Here is a 14509-nt window from a genome sequence, read left to right as displayed (position 1 = left end):
CATGAACGAAAAGCTCGTCATCATCGGCAACGGCATGGCGCCGGGACGCATGCTCGAGCACCTGCTCGAGAAAGCCCCGAGCCGTTACGAAATCACCATCTTCAACGCCGAGCCGCGCGTGAACTATGACCGCATCATGCTGTCGCCCGTGCTGTCCGGCGAAAAGGACTATGAGCAGATCATCATTCACGGTGACGGCTGGTACATCAAGAACGGCATCACCCTCTACAAGGGCCACAAGGTCGTCGCCATCGATCGCGCGGCGCGGACGATTGTCTCCGACAAGGGGGTGACGGCGCCCTACGACAAGCTGGTCATTGCGACCGGTTCGGAGCCGTTCATTCTTCCCGTGCCGGGCAACACGCTTCCCGGCGTGCTCTCCTATCGCGATCTCGACGACGTCAACGCCATGCTGCTTGCCGCCCAATCGCGGGCCAAGGCCGTCGTCATCGGCGGCGGCCTGCTCGGCCTGGAAGCCGCGGCCGGTCTCGCGGCTCGCGACATGGACGTGACCGTGCTGCATCTCATGCCAAGCCTGATGGAGCGTCAGCTCGATCCGGCGGCGGGCTACATGCTCGAACGCGAGCTTGAGAACCGCGGCATCAAGGTCATCACGAAGGCATCGACCAAGGCAATCCTCGGCGAGCGCAGGGTGGAAGGCGTCGCGCTTGCGGACGGCTGCGTTATCCCGGCGACGCTGGTCGTCATGGCTGCGGGCATCCGGCCCAATGCGTGGATGGCTAAGGAGACTGGCCTCGACACCAATCGCGGCATCGTCGTCGACGACCACATGCAAACGTCCGATCCCGACATTCTCGCCCTCGGCGAATGCGCTGAAGTCGGCGGCCACGTCTACGGCCTCGTCGCGCCCCTCTACGAGATGGCGCGGGTCGCAGCCGCCAAGCTGGCCGGTGAAACGGTGCCAGGCTTCGTCCACAGCGACACCCCCACCAAGCTCAAGGTCACCGGCATCGACGTGTTCTCTCTCGGCGATTTCGCGGACGGTGACGACCGGCAGGAGATCGTGCTGCGCGATGCGGCGGCAGGTGTCTACAAGCGTCTCGTGCTCAAGGACAACCGCATCGTCGGCACCGTGCTCTACGGCGAGACGGCTGACGGCGCGTGGTTCAACGATCTTAAGAAGAAGGCCGTCGACATCTCGGAGATGCGCGACACTTTGATTTTCGGCCAAGCCTATCAGGGCGGTTCGCCGCTGGACCCTATGGCGGCCGTTGCAGCGTTGCCCGATGACGCAGAAATCTGCGGCTGCAACGGCGTATGTAAGGGCAAGATCACCGAGACGATCCAGCAAAAGGGCCTGACCACGCTCGACGACGTGCGGGCGCACACGAAAGCATCGGCCTCGTGCGGCTCGTGCACGGGCCTCGTCGAGCAGGTCATGAAGTGCACGCTCGGCGATGCCTACAATCCCGTCGCCGTCCAGCCGATGTGCGCATGCACGTCCTTCGGACACGACGACGTGCGACGCCTGATCAAGGCCAAGGGGCTCAAAAGCATCGATGCCGTCATGCAGGAGCTCGAGTGGAAAACCTCGTGCGGCTGCGCCAAGTGTCGCCCGGCGCTCAACTACTATCTGGTCTGCGATTGGCCCGGTGAGTACGCCGACGACTACCAGTCGCGCTTCATCAACGAACGCGTGCACGCCAACATCCAGAAGGACGGCACCTATTCCGTGGTGCCGCGCATGTGGGGGGGCGTGACCAACGCCAAGGAGCTGCGCGCGATCGCGGACGTCGTGGACAAGTTCCAGATCCCGACCGTGAAGGTCACCGGCGGCCAGCGCATCGACATGCTAGGAATCCGAAAGGAGGATCTGCCGTCCGTCTGGTCCGACCTCGGCAAGGCCGGCTTCGTCTCGGGTCACGCCTACGCCAAGGGCCTGCGCACGGTGAAAACCTGCGTCGGGAGCGACTGGTGCCGCTTCGGCACGCAGGATTCGACCGGCTTCGGCGTGCGCATCGAGAAGTTTATGTGGGGCTCATGGACGCCCGCCAAGCTCAAGATGGCTGTCTCGGGCTGCCCGAGAAACTGCGCCGAAGCGACCTGCAAGGATATCGGCGTCGTGTGCGTCGACAGTGGTTACGAGATTCATTTTGCCGGCGCGGCCGGCCTCGACATCAAGGGCACCGAGGTGCTCGGCCTCGTCAAAACCGAGGATGAGGCCCTGGAGGTCATCGTCGCCCTCACGCAGATGTACCGCGAGCAGGGGCGCTACCTCGAGCGCATCTACAAGTGGGCCAAGCGTGTCGGTTCGGACGAGATCCGCCGTCAGATCCTCGACGACCAGGAGCGCCGCCGCGCCTATTTCGACCGCTTCGTCTACTCGCAGAAGTTCGCCCAGGTCGACCCCTGGTCGGAGCGCGTCTCGGGTCTCCACAAGCACGAGTTCCGGCCGCTCGCGGCGGTCGGGCTCCCTCAGGCAGCGGAGTGACATCATGCACTGGGTCTCGATTGGGCAGATCGCCGATATCCCGCAGCGCGGCGCGCGCTGCATTGAAACGCCGGCCGGGAAGGTCGCCGTCTTCCGCACGGGGGATGACCGCGTCTTCGCGATCGACGACCGCTGCCCGCACAAGGGCGGTCCGTTGAGCCAGGGCATCGTGCATGGCGCATCCGTGACGTGCCCGCTGCACAACTGGGTCATCTCGCTCGAAACGGGCAAGGCGCAGGGCGCGGACGAAGGCTGCGTGCGCACCATTCCGCTCAAGGTCGAAGGCGGCCAGATCTACATTGCGAGCAATGTCGCCGTAGAGGCCGCCTGACCCATGGACATGGCCGCTCCGATCTGCGTGAAGACGACGTGCCCTTATTGCGGCGTCGGTTGCGGCGTGCTGGCGGACGTCGACGCAGGTGGCGCAGTCAGCGTGCGCGGCGATCCGGACCATCCCGCGAACTTCGGGCGGCTCTGCTCGAAGGGCTCGGCGCTCGCCGAAACGATCGGCCTCGAGGGACGCTTACTCTACCCGGAAGTCTCCGGCGAGCGAACGAGCTGGGACGCAGCGCTCGATCTCGTGGCCGCGCGGTTCAACGAGACGATCCGCGAGCACGGCCCGGATTCGGTCGCCTTCTATGTCTCCGGCCAGCTCCTCACCGAAGACTACTACGTCGCCAACAAGCTGATGAAAGGCTTCATCGGCTCGGCCAACATCGATACGAATTCGCGCCTCTGCATGGCCTCGTCCGTCGCCGGGCATCGCCGCGCGTTCGGCTCGGACACGGTGCCCGGCTGCTACGAGGATCTGGAGCTGGCCGACCTGATCGTGCTCGTCGGCTCCAACCTCGCCTGGTGCCACCCGGTGCTCCATCAGCGGATCGCGGCGGCAAAGGAGAAGCGGCCGGAGATGAAGGTCGTCCTCATCGATCCGCGCCGCACGGCCGCGGCCGACATCGCCGACCTGCATCTCGCCATCAAGCCGGACGGCGACGTCGCGCTGTTTCTCGGGCTGCTGAGTTACATGGGGCGTTTCCGGTCGCTTGACGCGACCTACATCACCGAGAACACGTCGGGCATTGCCGACGCCCTGCGCGCCGCCGATTTGCTCGATCCTTACACTGTGGTGCAACGCACAGGATTGTCCCTGACCGCGTTGGAAGAGTTCTACCGCCTGTTTGCCGCCACCGGCCGCACGGTCACCGTTTACAGCCAGGGCGTCAATCAGTCGTCGTCAGGCACCGACAAGGTCAACGCGATCATCAATTGCCATCTGGCGACGGGCCGCATCGGTCAGCCGGGCATGGGGCCGTTTTCGGTCACCGGACAGCCGAACGCGATGGGAGGGCGTGAGGTCGGTGGCCTCGCCAACATGCTTGCGGCCCACATGGCGATCGAGGTGGCTGAAGATCGCGACCGCGTGCAGCGCTTCTGGCGCGCGCCGACGATCGCGACGAGGCCGGGTCTCAAAGCCGTCGACATGTTTCGCGCCGTGGCCGACGGCCGTATCAAAGCGCTGTGGATCATGGCGACCAACCCTGTCGTGTCGATGCCCGAAGCCGGCAACGTCAAGGATGCCATCGCGGCCTGTCCGTTCGTCGTCGTGTCCGACGTGACGGCCGATACCGACACCTGCCGGCACGCCGGCGTGCTGCTCCCCGCGCTCGCATGGGGCGAAAAGAGCGGCACCGTCACGAACTCGGAACGGCGGATTTCGCGCCAGCGCAGCTTTCTTCGTGCGCCGGGCGGGGCACGTCCCGATTGGTGGATCATCTCCGAGGTGGCCAAGCGCATGGGTCATCGCGATGCGTTTTCCTACGCCGAGCCGGACGAAATCTTTGCCGAGCATGCCGCGCTGTCGGCGTTCGAAAACGACGGCTCGCGCGATTTCGACATCGGCGCATGCACAACCCTGAGCCCCGCCGCCTACGAGGATCTCGCGCCGTTCCAGTGGCCGCGGCCGGCAGGCCGCGCTGGAGCCCAACGCATGTTTGCCGATGGCCGCTACTTCACTCCCGACGGCAAGGCCCGCTTGATCCCTGTCCAGCTTGCAGACCGCGAGCCGCCGCCGCCGGGCTTCCCCCTGACCCTCAATACGGGGCGCATTCGCGACCACTGGCACACGATGACCCGCACCGGCAAAAGCCAGCGCCTGTCTCAGCATTACGCCGAGCCGTTCGTGGAAATTCATCCCGGCGATGCCGCGCGGTCCCGCGTCGGTGACGCCGATCTCGTGCGCGTGTCGACGGGGCTCGGTGGCTCGGTGCTCGTCCGCGCTCTTCTGACCTCGCGTCAGCAGGCGGGTTCGATTTTCGTGCCGATGCACTGGAACGACCAGTTCGCGTCGAGCGCGCGCATCAACTGCCTGGTCCCCGGCATCGCCGATCCGGTCTCCGGCCAGCCGGCGTCGAAGAATGTCCCCGCGCGCATCGAGCGCTTCGTTGCGGCGACATACGGCTTCGCTGTGTTTCGGCGCAGGCCGGCCAAGATTTCTGCCGAGTACTGGGCGACGGCCAAGTGCAGCGGCGGCTGGCGTGCCGAGCTTGCTTTCGCGAGCAATCCCGCAGACTGGTCAGCGTATGCCCGTGAGCTTTTCGGCCGCTTGAGCGAGCCCGTCGTCTACCACGACGCCGAGACCGGCCGCATGCGTTTCGCGGCCTACGACAACGGCCACCTCACGGGGCTACTGTTCCTGGCGCCCGAGCCGGTGGCCGTCTCCCGCGATTGGGCCGTTGCGCAGCTCGCAGCAGCCGATCCGGCGCTCGGCAAGCGCACTGCAGTTCTCGCAGGCCGCCCGGGCGCCGGCAGCGTCGATCGAGGTGCAATTGTGTGCGCCTGTTTCGGCATCGGGGCGCACGAAATTCGTAGCGCCGCCGCCAGCGGCTGCTGCACCGTCGCGGCTGTGGGCGAGGCCACCCAGGCCGGCACCAACTGCGGATCCTGCCGCCCCGAGATCAACAGGATCATTCACGAACAGCGGGCGGCCGCCAGCCGGCCACTGATCGCCACCGCCAACTGAGAGCACCTGAAAGCCGATGTGGATATCCCGAATGACCAGACCGTCTGCACCTCCGATGTCGATGCTCGTCATCGCCTTGTCGTTCTGCGCCGTCGCGGGGAGCGCGAAGGCGGCCGACCTCGGCGGGGATTGCTGCGCCGACCTCGAGGAGCGGATCGCGGAGCTCGAGGCGACCACAGCGCGCAAAGGCACGCGCAAAGTGAAGCTGGCGATCTCCGGCTATGTGGCGCAGGAGATCACGTGGTGGGACGATGGCGGCGAAAGCAACGTCTACCTGCATGGGCTCGGCCCCACACAGGCGAGCCACGTCAAGCTCAACGGCGAGGCGGTGATCGCGCCGGGCTGGACGGCCGGCTATATGATGCGCATTCAGAATCTGCAGGACAATCCGTTCGGCCGCAGCGGCACGGCGGCGCTTGACCAGAACAACGCCAACTTCAGCCAGGGGCTGAACCTGCAGATGTCCTACTGGTACGTCCAGAGCAAGGCGCTCGGCACGGTAAGCGTCGGCAAGCTCGCACCGGCGGCCAAAAGCGCGGCCATGTTCACCGACAAATCGGGTACGCAGGTCATCGACAACGAGACGTTTCTTTCGGGCTTCCCGCAGTTCATCGTGCGCAGAGGCGGCGATCTGGCGCCAGCATCCCTCACGTGGGGACAGCTGAGCTACTGCTATGCGCAGAACGCGCCGCTCGGCGGCGACTGCGATGGCCTGGTCATGAACGCGGTGCGCTACGACACGCCTGTCATGGCGGGCTTCAGCGCATCCGCGAGTTGGGGCGAGGACGATGATTGGCAGCTTGCCGGCCGCTACGCGGGCGAGTTCGCCGGGTTCAAGGTTCTTTTCGGCGTCGGCTATTCCGAAAGCACGGACGAGGGCCTGACGGTCCCTGTCGCAAGCATCCTCAAGAAAGATACCAGCTACGTCCAGGCCGGCGGTTACGCCGAGCACCTGGCGAGCGGACTGTTCCTCCATGGCGCCTACGGCCATGAGGACAATGGCGGCACGATCCTCGCAGGCAATGTGACGCCACCCGACGGCGAGCACTGGTACGTCAAGGCTGGCGTCAGGAAGAAATGGACCGCTCTCGGCGCGACTGTTCTCTACGGCGACTACGGCCGGTATCGCGATCAGCTCGGACCGGCCGCGCTTGCGCTCGCCATCACGTCGAGCGAACTCGAAAGCGTGGGCGGCGGCGTCGTGCAGGAACTCGATGCGGCGTCGATGTCGCTCTGGATCAAATTCCGCCAGCAGAGCGCCGACATCACGGGTGCCGGAGCGATAGGCCAGCTTGAGGATCTGCGCACCGTGTCGACCGGCGCCATGATCAATTTTTGAGGGAGAGCGCTCCGCTCCCGCGGATTGACGTCTCGCCTCGCCCTCGCGAGACGAGATCTCGCCAATTTAGAGGCCACTTAGGGCGATGTGCGAACGCCATTTCGCACGGGTCATTAAGTGTGCGTTTACCGTGCTTGAGCGAGTCTGCTCAAACATTTGCCACGGTTGTCCCGCAAGTCGGAAAACTGATCTTAGCGAATCGGCTCGCGTCATATGTCACGAAAGAAGTATCCGCTGCGTGCTGCAGCCTCGTTTGCCACTGGGTGGCGGCTTGCGCTGCCGGCCCTTGTCAGCGCTGGCGCGGTCCTCGTCGTTGGCGGGGCGGCCGTGCCGACTGCGGAGGCAAAGTCTCCCGGCGCCCGCTACTGCTTCCATGGGTTTTGCCATCGCGTCGGGACGCTGGCGCAGACCGATACGCTCGTCGGCTGGCGCGGCTATGTGCTCGCCTCCTATTACGACAGTTGCCGTCTCGACCGCCTGAATCCCTGCGGACTGACAAGCTCAGGCGCCGTGTTCCGCCCCGATCTCCCCGATAACGCCGCGAGCCCGCTGCTGCCGGACGGCACCGTCATCCTCGCCTACAATCCAAAGACCGGCGACGCCTCCGTGCTGCGGGTCACCAACGCCGGCCCCTACAGCGGAAAGCGCAAGCTCGACGTATCGCGCGCCGCCGCGGAGAAGCTCGGCTTCCGCAAGCAGGGTGTGGCGGCACTTGTCATCAATGTCCTGCAATCGCCGACGAAGGGCGAGGCGAGCTACGTGCGCAAGCGTGAGTACCCACCGGTTCCGGGCTACCTAGGCAGGTTCGAGACCGTCGACATCGCGCTCGAGGCGGCTCAGGGGCGCTTCGACGTCCGTGAGGACGGCGAGAATATGGAAACGGCCGCGCTGGAGAATGGCCTCGTGCCCAAACCGCAGCTCGCGGTCTCACCCTCGCTCGCCCGCGAGCTGGTGATGTTGCGCTCCCCTCCGCGATTGATGAATCGGGGCGTGCGACTTGTGCAGGGCCCACGTCTCGTGACCCGAGCCACCTTCAGGGCCCAGCGGTCACTTGCTTCGACCGGCGGCGCGACGAGCGAAGCGGACGGCCGTCAGGTGTCCACTCAGGATCGGTAGTGTTTGACGCCGGCCTCCTATTGCGTAGCGGAGGCTGCGTCCGGATCGCGTCCTGCCGCATAAATTAGAGTCTTGTGCTTGAAAACGGCGCCGCTCATTGCGAGCGACGCCGCTCTTCGCTTCTCACACTAGACCGCGCGAAGCACGCCGGTCTTCGGATGGCAGTTGATGTATTCGAAATGCTGGTTGGCCGCGTCGAACACCGAGACCTCGTGATAGAGCGTGAGATCGGTGAACTTGTGCACGTTGCGCATGAACGTTACGAAAATTTGCAGATGGGTGGGATGGGACTCACCCCAGTGCTCGAGAGCGGCGAGGGAGTTCCAAAGGCTGACGCCAAACCCCTTTTCCAGCAGATTGCCATCCTCATCCATGTGATGGCAGTAGCGGTTGGTGTAGCAGCCGACCTCGAGGCCGTCGTCCCGGAGAAAGTTCATACCCTGGTGCAGCACGGGTTCGATGTCCTCGTACCAAACGCGGCGCTCCTCGTCCTTCGTTCGGCTCCAATCCTCGCCTGATCGGATCAAGCACAAATTCTGGTGGCCACGGATGACGACGCGGCCTCCGGCTTTCGGTTGGCCTTGCGATACCGTCAGTTGGCCGGTCGGCTCCATGGTGTCGTTCTGTGAGACCGGCAGGCGATCGCGCATAGAACCCCAGTACCCGTGCTCGAAGATCGGTTGGCTCATATTGCCGAAGAGAATGCTGACGCCTTCGAAGGGTCCGTTGTCGTGCGTGTAGATCGTCTCGAACTGCTCCATGCGGGGGCTGAGGACTTCCCGGAAGTAACCGACGCCCTCGTTAAGCCGGTCGTCGGAGGCCCACCAACCGGCGATGTCGGGCGAGTTGGTCCAGTTCTGATGCTTCTTTGGATCTTGCCAATAGGCGACGACGATCAGGTTCAAGTAGCCGTCTGCGTCGACGAACTGCACGAGGTCGTGACGTTCAGGTCCGTCAGTCAGCTTCAGGCTGTCTCGGATTGTCTGAAAGGCAGCGCAGGTCTTCGCGCGCATGTCGTCGCCCTTCGACTGAACGCCGAAGTAGGCCATCACGATCTGCTCGACGGACGGATCGACCAGCGCCGAAAATGCGGGGTAGGGCGGTTTCCACGTGTCGCTGACGCGACGGTGGCGGCTACGTGGGCATCTCAAGTGACTGGGGATTGAAGAGTCCAAAGGCATTGTCGTCCTCCCGATTTGTTTTTTTGACCGCCGGTTGATGGCGGCAACACGTCATATACCAGCGAATATAGCGCGTCGTCTTGTTGTGAGCTTAGTGAGCGCGCCTCCTTCCAGCGGTTCGTCGATCGCCCATCGCATGGGCATGCCAGTGTCGGGCAGCCAGTGTCGGGCACCGGCTCGGCCGAATGCGTGGACTGAGGCCCACGTCCAATATTTGGCGAAATTGAGAAAGCGCACCAGAGCAGCGTGCCCGGCCCAGCTAGGCAATTTGCCCGCTCATTGCTGCGTGGTCATTCCCGCGAGCATATCGGGACTGATCAGTCCTGCGCTGAGAGCCAGCCACACGAGATGCGCATCATTCTCGGCGCCGATTTTTGCCTTGATCGTGTAATGGTGATTACGGACGGTTTTCTGGCTTAGATTGAGAAGCTGGGCAATCGCGTCGCTGCTCAGGCCTGTGGCCAGAAGTCTGAGAATTTCCGTCTCGCGCGGCGACAGTTCTCCAATCGCGGGGTTCGCGCCGCTCAATTGATCCGCCGCGAGCGCCTGGCAAATGTCATCGCTCAACGCGCGGCCCCCGCGGGCCACGACCTCGACGGCCTTGATCAGATCGCCGGGAGGGCTGCTCTTGGTGATGTAGCCGCTCGCACCGGCTTCGAAGGATTTCAGCGCATAGGCCGAACCGGCATGCATGGTGAACACGAGGATCCGCGCGTCCTTGTCCCAATCGCGGATGCGGCGCACGGCTTCGAGCCCGCTCGCGCCTTGCAAAGTCAAATCCATAACGACGACGTCGGGCTTGTGCGCTTTGTAGGCGGCATACGCTGCCGTCACATCCTCGGCTTCGGCACACACCGAAAATTGCGGACGACGCTCGAGCAGGCGGCGATAGCCCTCGCGAACCACCGGATGATCGTCGACAAGCAGGATGGATACGCCGCTCATGCGAATGCAGCCGGCGGCCCAACAGGCACGATCGCGAGGATGCGAAGTCCACGCGGGGCATTACCGATCGAGAGGGCTCCTCCGAGTCCCGCAAGCCTTTCGCGTATTCCGAGAATCCCGTGTCCCGACGAGGTCCGAACCTTGCTGACGTCGCCGCCGCCGTTGTCTTCGACGGTCAAGGAGACGTGCGGCGCACGATCCATGACATGCTCGAGGCGGACGCTCACTTCGGTAGGCCGGCCGTGCTTCGACGCGTTCGTCAAACATTCCTGCACGATCCGGTAGAGATCGACCGCGATGCGCTTGTGCAGATCGGCAATGCTGCCCGACATCTGCAACTTGAACACGGTGCCGGTGTTCGACTGCGCATTGAAGTCGTTGATGAGCTGCCGGAGGCTCGCCTCCAAGCCGACCTCCTCGATGCTTTGAGATCTCAACCGCACGAGGGTGGAGCGCAGCGCATCCATCATATGCGATTGCGCTTTTGCAATGGAGCGCGCGTCCTTCGCGATATCGGGCCGGTCAGCCGGTGCGCCGCTTTCTATCAGCGTTGCAAGCGCCGATGTGGCCGTGAGGGCCTGACCGAACTCATCGTGCAAATCGCGCGCGAGCGCTCGACGTTCGTCCTCTTGGACCTGGAAGAGCCGGTTCGTCAGGGCCAAGCGCTCCGAGTGGGTCTGGAACAGCGTCGCGGCCAGCCGATTGACCGCGTTCGCGATATGATTGAACTCCGTGCTTCTGAACCTTGTAAGCCGCAGCGCGAGTTGTCCTTCCTCAAGCCTGCGAAGTGCATCGATGATGGCGCGAGCCGGCAACAGGGCGTGACCGACGATGAAGGCCGCCAGGATGGCTATGCCCCCAGCCATCATCGCCGAAATTTTGACCACCGTTGAAACTTCCCGCCAGGCCCTACGCAGCGCCGCATCCGGTTCGGCGCTCGTCGCAACAACGCCGGCCGTCGCATCGCGAAGGGAGAGCGGCTGCGCGATGGCTTCGTGCCGCCCGAGCAGACCGAGATACGCCGTTGCGAACCACTGCGGCGCCGGCGGGCCTAGCACTTCGACTTGGCTGCAAAGCGTTTGTTGATCTGAACCAGGAGGCGCGAACGTCACACAAACGCCGGGAGAGATGATGCTTTGCGTCGAGACCGACTTCCATTCGGGCAGCGGCATCAGATTTCCGCCCTCCATGCCGTTGCGCAAGAGCAAACGGTGCCAGTACAGACCCTGCAGTTGGCTGTTGACGCGCGCCGCGGTCGCCGAGACGTCGCTTTCGATCGAGCGATGCGCATCGTAGATCAGGCAGCCGATGGCCAGGGCCAGGCAAAGAAGAACCACGCCCATCAGGCGCAAAATCAACAGCGGCAGAAGGCGCATCTGTTCCCTCCGGTTTTGAGGGATTGTGGCATATCCATCGCGGATGAGAAGGTCTCCGGCCTCTCTGCGGGCAAAATGCCCGGTAGACCGGCTGGGAAAGTACGGCTTGGCTCGGCGAGCGCGGTTCAGATCGTGATGCGCGATCGCAGGTGATTATAGGCCAATCCGAGGACCACGATCGTCGTCGCGCCAATGAGGATTGGCGCAAGTAGGAACGTCCAACCGGGATTGAGAAGCGCAACCACGACAGGATTGGCCCCCGCCGGGGGATGAACCGTGTCGCTCAGCATCATGGCCGCAATGGCCAGTCCGACGCCGAGAGCGAGCCCCAGGGGACCGGCGCCAAAAAGAGCAACCATCAGCAAACCCACCGCCGCCGAAACGAGGTGCCCGCCGATGACATTGCGTGCACGTGCGAAGGGGCTGGCTGGCGCCCCGAAGACCAGCACGCAACTCGCGCCGAAGGGCGGAATAAGGAGCGAAAGTACCGCGGCGTCGTTCGCGAGAGCCAGCGCTCCGATGGCAAGCGCGCCACCCACGCCAGCCATGATCGCGTTTCGCCATGGGCGCACCGCAAGCCACGCTGCAATGCGGGTCGTGCTCCGCCGCCCCTGTAGCGGTTGATCAACACTCGTCATCATGCCCTCGGAGAGAAAAGCCGGCAGGTGGAATGCCCGCCCGCCGGCTTGGGTTCTAGCGCTTGAACTTGGCCGCCTCTTCCGAGCCGCCGGTTGCGTTGCCGGCGCTGTAGGAATGGGCGCCGACGCCCGCCAGCTTGCCACCCTGCACAACGAGGTACTCGTTGCGGATCGGCGTGCCCGCGAAGTAGCACTCGAGGATCTCGCGCGTACCAGCCGCATACCGGGCCTGGGCAGAGAGCGAGGTGCCCGAAATGTGCGGGGTCATGCCGTGGTGCGGCATCGACCGCCACGGATGGTCCTGCGGCGCCGGTTGCGGGAACCAGACGTCGCCGGCATAGCCCGCGAGTTGGCCGCTTTCGAGCGCGCGCACGATGGCGTCACGATCGCAGAGCTTGCCGCGCGCGGTGTTCACGAGGTACGCGCCGCGCTTGAAGTTCTTCAAGGACTTGTCGTTGATCATGTGTTCCGTCTCCGGGTGGAGCGGGCAGTTCAACGTCACGACATCGCAAACCTTGGTCAGGCTTTCGAGGCTGGAGTGATAGGTGAGGTTCAGCTCCTTCTCCACCGCATCCGGCAGCTTGTGACGATCCATGTAGTGCTGATGGACATCGTAAGGCTTCAAGAGGCGGAGAACGCGCAGGCCGATGCGGCCAGCGGCGACCGTGCCGACATGCATGCCTTCGATGTCATAGGACCGCGCCACGCAGTCGGCGATGTTCCAGCCGCCCTTGATGACCCAGTTGTAGGACGGGATGTAGTTGCGCACGAGCGAGACCATCTGCATCACGACATGCTCGGCCACGCTGTTCGAATTGCAGTAGGTGACCTCCGCGACCGTGATGCCGCGATCCATGGCAGCCTGCAGATCGGTGTGATCCGAGCCGATGCCGGCGGTCACGATCATCTTGAGCTTGGGCGCCTTGGCGATCCGCTCCGCCGTCATGTACGCCGGCCAGAACGGCTGCGAGATGACGATCTCGGCATCGTGCAGCTCCTGGTCGAGCTTCGAGTTTGCGCCGTCCTTGTCGGAGGTGACGACCAGAGTATGGCCCGCCTTCTCCAGAAATTTGCGAAGGCCGAGTTCGCCCGAGACGCTGCCAAGCAACTCGCCGGGCTTGAAGTCAATCGCCGATGGGGTGGGCGTCGTCTGTCCGTCGGGATATTTGGTGATCTTGGGAATATCATCGCGGGCGTAGGACTTGGGATGCCCGGTGACGGGATCGTCGTAGAGCACACATACGATTTTAGCCATTGAGGTTCTCCATCATGACATGGGCCAAGAGGCAGCGTTTCGGCCGGCGGGTGCCGGTCGATCGAATCGAACGATGTCTAAAGGACGAATGCGCGATCAGGCCGTTCGTTCAGGCCGCTCGTGCGTCGCTCCTCGCGCTTCCTCACCGCAACGGTTGATTTTTTTCTGCTGAAACGGACCGTTGCGACGCGGCATGTGTGAGATCTGCGGCCCGGCAGGTCAAATTGATCTGCTTAACGGCGTGATTGAGCGGATCAATCAGGCAGGTTCGAGCTTGGCGCTGCCGAAGTCGCGTTCAAGATTGAGGCGTGTCGCGCTCGCCATGAACGCACGCGCCAGCGGCGGCAGCGGATCGCGATCGGTGGTGACGATGCCGATCGTCTGCGTGTGCACGGGATCGATGAGATGGAGAAAGATGAGATCCTCGCAGCCTGCGAAGATGTAGGCGAATGTGTGTGGAATGATGCTCGACCACTTTCCGCTGCAGACGTGGGAGCAGACCGCAAGGAAAGAATTCGTCGTGACGGTCGGCGTGAGATCCAGACCGACGGAGCGGGCCAGGTTGTTCAGGACCCGGCGGTTCTGCATGCTCTCGTTGAGCAGGCAAAGGTTGCTTGCGGCTGCCTCCTCCCACGTGATGACGGCATCGGTGTCTCTTCGAGACGACCGGCTCGTCACGAAAAGGTATCGCTCGCGATAGAGCGCCGCCTTGCGCACATGCTGAAGCGGCTCGTTCTCGAGGTAGGTGACGCCGGCGTCCAACTCGAACTTATCAAGTGCACGCTGGATCTCGGCCGAGGTCATGGAGTGGACCTCGATCGAAACCTGCACATGCTTGGTCGAGAATGGCGTCGTAAGCTCGGCCACGGCTGGCATCGCGGCGGGGATGACGCCGAGTTTGAGGGTGCCTTTGAGGCAGCCCCGAAACACCTCCACATCCTGCTTCAGACTTTGGTAGTCAGAGATGATCTGGCTGGCCCAATCGACAACGCGCGCGCCTTCCGGCGTGAGGCCGATATATCGCGGTCCGCGATGCACGAGCCGCATGTCGAGCTCGCGTTCCAGCGCCTTGAGACCGGACGACAGCGTGGGCTGTGTGACATTGCACGCCTCGGCCGCGCGACCGAAGTGCTTTTCGCGCGCGAGAGCGACGAGGTACGTCATCTGGCGAATGAACATCGATCTTCC

The 14509-nt window shown here is 63.7% G+C and carries 11 protein-coding genes; 5 read left to right on the top strand and 6 right to left on the bottom strand.

Features of this window, described 5'->3' with window-relative positions:
- Position 1: 1 nt before the first annotated feature.
- From nirB to ACTIFK_RS01810, 5 genes are all read left to right on the top strand, one after another.
- On the top strand, positions 2-2452 hold the full coding sequence (nirB, locus tag ACTIFK_RS01830; protein WP_439541329.1) for a nitrite reductase large subunit NirB: 2451 nt from the start codon (positions 2-4) through the stop codon (positions 2450-2452).
- Between the two features lie 4 nt (positions 2453-2456).
- The gene (gene nirD, locus ACTIFK_RS01825; protein WP_439541328.1) at positions 2457-2783 is read left to right on the top strand and encodes a nitrite reductase small subunit NirD; all 327 of its coding nucleotides are present in this window, start codon (positions 2457-2459) and stop codon (positions 2781-2783) included.
- 3 nt (positions 2784-2786) lie between these two features.
- Entirely contained in the window at positions 2787-5471 is a 2685-nt protein-coding gene (locus ACTIFK_RS01820; protein WP_439541327.1) for a nitrate reductase, read from the top strand.
- Positions 5472-5502: 31 nt separating this feature from the next.
- A complete protein-coding gene (locus tag ACTIFK_RS01815; protein ID WP_439541326.1) occupies positions 5503-6810 on the top strand; it encodes a porin in 1308 nt (435 codons plus the stop codon).
- 213 nt (positions 6811-7023) lie between these two features.
- Positions 7024-7926, top strand: a complete 903-nt coding sequence (locus tag ACTIFK_RS01810) for an RlpA-like double-psi beta-barrel domain-containing protein (protein ID WP_439541325.1) — start codon at positions 7024-7026, stop codon at positions 7924-7926.
- 128 nt (positions 7927-8054) lie between these two features.
- Here the strand turns inward: ACTIFK_RS01810 and ACTIFK_RS01805 are convergent, their stop codons facing one another.
- The 6 genes from ACTIFK_RS01805 to ACTIFK_RS01780 all read right to left on the bottom strand — a co-directional run bounded on the left by ACTIFK_RS01805 (position 8055) and on the right by ACTIFK_RS01780 (position 14500).
- Positions 8055-9077 carry a phenylacetaldoxime dehydratase family protein gene (locus tag ACTIFK_RS01805; RefSeq protein WP_439541324.1) on the bottom strand — a complete coding sequence of 341 codons (1023 nt, stop codon included), beginning with the start codon at positions 9075-9077 and terminating at the stop codon, positions 8055-8057.
- A gap of 306 nt (positions 9078-9383) precedes the next feature.
- On the bottom strand, positions 9384-10052 hold the full coding sequence (locus ACTIFK_RS01800) for a response regulator (protein ID WP_439541323.1): 669 nt from the start codon (positions 10050-10052) through the stop codon (positions 9384-9386).
- Positions 10049-11428: a sensor histidine kinase gene (locus tag ACTIFK_RS01795; protein ID WP_439541322.1), complete on the bottom strand. Its 1380-nt coding sequence runs from the start codon at positions 11426-11428 to the stop codon at positions 10049-10051. The genes ACTIFK_RS01800 and ACTIFK_RS01795 overlap by 4 nt, the downstream gene beginning before the upstream one ends.
- Positions 11429-11553: 125 nt before the next feature.
- Entirely contained in the window at positions 11554-12066 is a 513-nt protein-coding gene (locus ACTIFK_RS01790; RefSeq protein WP_439541321.1) for an HPP family protein, read from the bottom strand.
- 55 nt (positions 12067-12121) lie between these two features.
- A complete protein-coding gene (locus tag ACTIFK_RS01785) occupies positions 12122-13321 on the bottom strand; it encodes an NAD-dependent formate dehydrogenase (RefSeq protein WP_439541320.1) in 1200 nt (399 codons plus the stop codon).
- A 258-nt stretch (positions 13322-13579) separates the two neighbouring features.
- Positions 13580-14500: a LysR family transcriptional regulator gene (locus ACTIFK_RS01780; protein ID WP_439541319.1), complete on the bottom strand. Its 921-nt coding sequence runs from the start codon at positions 14498-14500 to the stop codon at positions 13580-13582.
- Between the last annotated feature and the right edge of the window lie 9 nt (positions 14501-14509).

This window comes from Hyphomicrobium sp. (assembly GCF_051860585.1).
GTDB lineage: Bacteria > Pseudomonadota > Alphaproteobacteria > Rhizobiales > Hyphomicrobiaceae > Hyphomicrobium_C.
This window is presented reverse-complemented; position numbering and strand designations above follow the sequence as displayed.

Excerpts from the sequence above, each read along its gene's own strand:
- nirB (WP_439541329.1), top strand. The coding sequence starts at position 2 with ATGAACGAAAAGCTCGTCATCATCGGCAACGGCATGGCGCCGGGACGC.
- nirD (WP_439541328.1), top strand. The coding sequence starts at position 2,457 with ATGCACTGGGTCTCGATTGGGCAGATCGCCGATATCCCGCAGCGCGGC.
- ACTIFK_RS01820 (WP_439541327.1), top strand. The coding sequence starts at position 2,787 with ATGGACATGGCCGCTCCGATCTGCGTGAAGACGACGTGCCCTTATTGC.
- ACTIFK_RS01815 (WP_439541326.1), top strand. The coding sequence starts at position 5,503 with ATGACCAGACCGTCTGCACCTCCGATGTCGATGCTCGTCATCGCCTTG.
- ACTIFK_RS01810 (WP_439541325.1), top strand. The coding sequence starts at position 7,024 with ATGTCACGAAAGAAGTATCCGCTGCGTGCTGCAGCCTCGTTTGCCACT.
- ACTIFK_RS01800 (WP_439541323.1), bottom strand. The coding sequence starts at position 10,052 with ATGAGCGGCGTATCCATCCTGCTTGTCGACGATCATCCGGTGGTTCGC.
- ACTIFK_RS01795 (WP_439541322.1), bottom strand. The coding sequence starts at position 11,428 with ATGCGCCTTCTGCCGCTGTTGATTTTGCGCCTGATGGGCGTGGTTCTT.
- ACTIFK_RS01790 (WP_439541321.1), bottom strand. The coding sequence starts at position 12,066 with ATGACGAGTGTTGATCAACCGCTACAGGGGCGGCGGAGCACGACCCGC.
- ACTIFK_RS01785 (WP_439541320.1), bottom strand. The coding sequence starts at position 13,321 with ATGGCTAAAATCGTATGTGTGCTCTACGACGATCCCGTCACCGGGCAT.
- ACTIFK_RS01780 (WP_439541319.1), bottom strand. The coding sequence starts at position 14,500 with ATGTTCATTCGCCAGATGACGTACCTCGTCGCTCTCGCGCGCGAAAAG.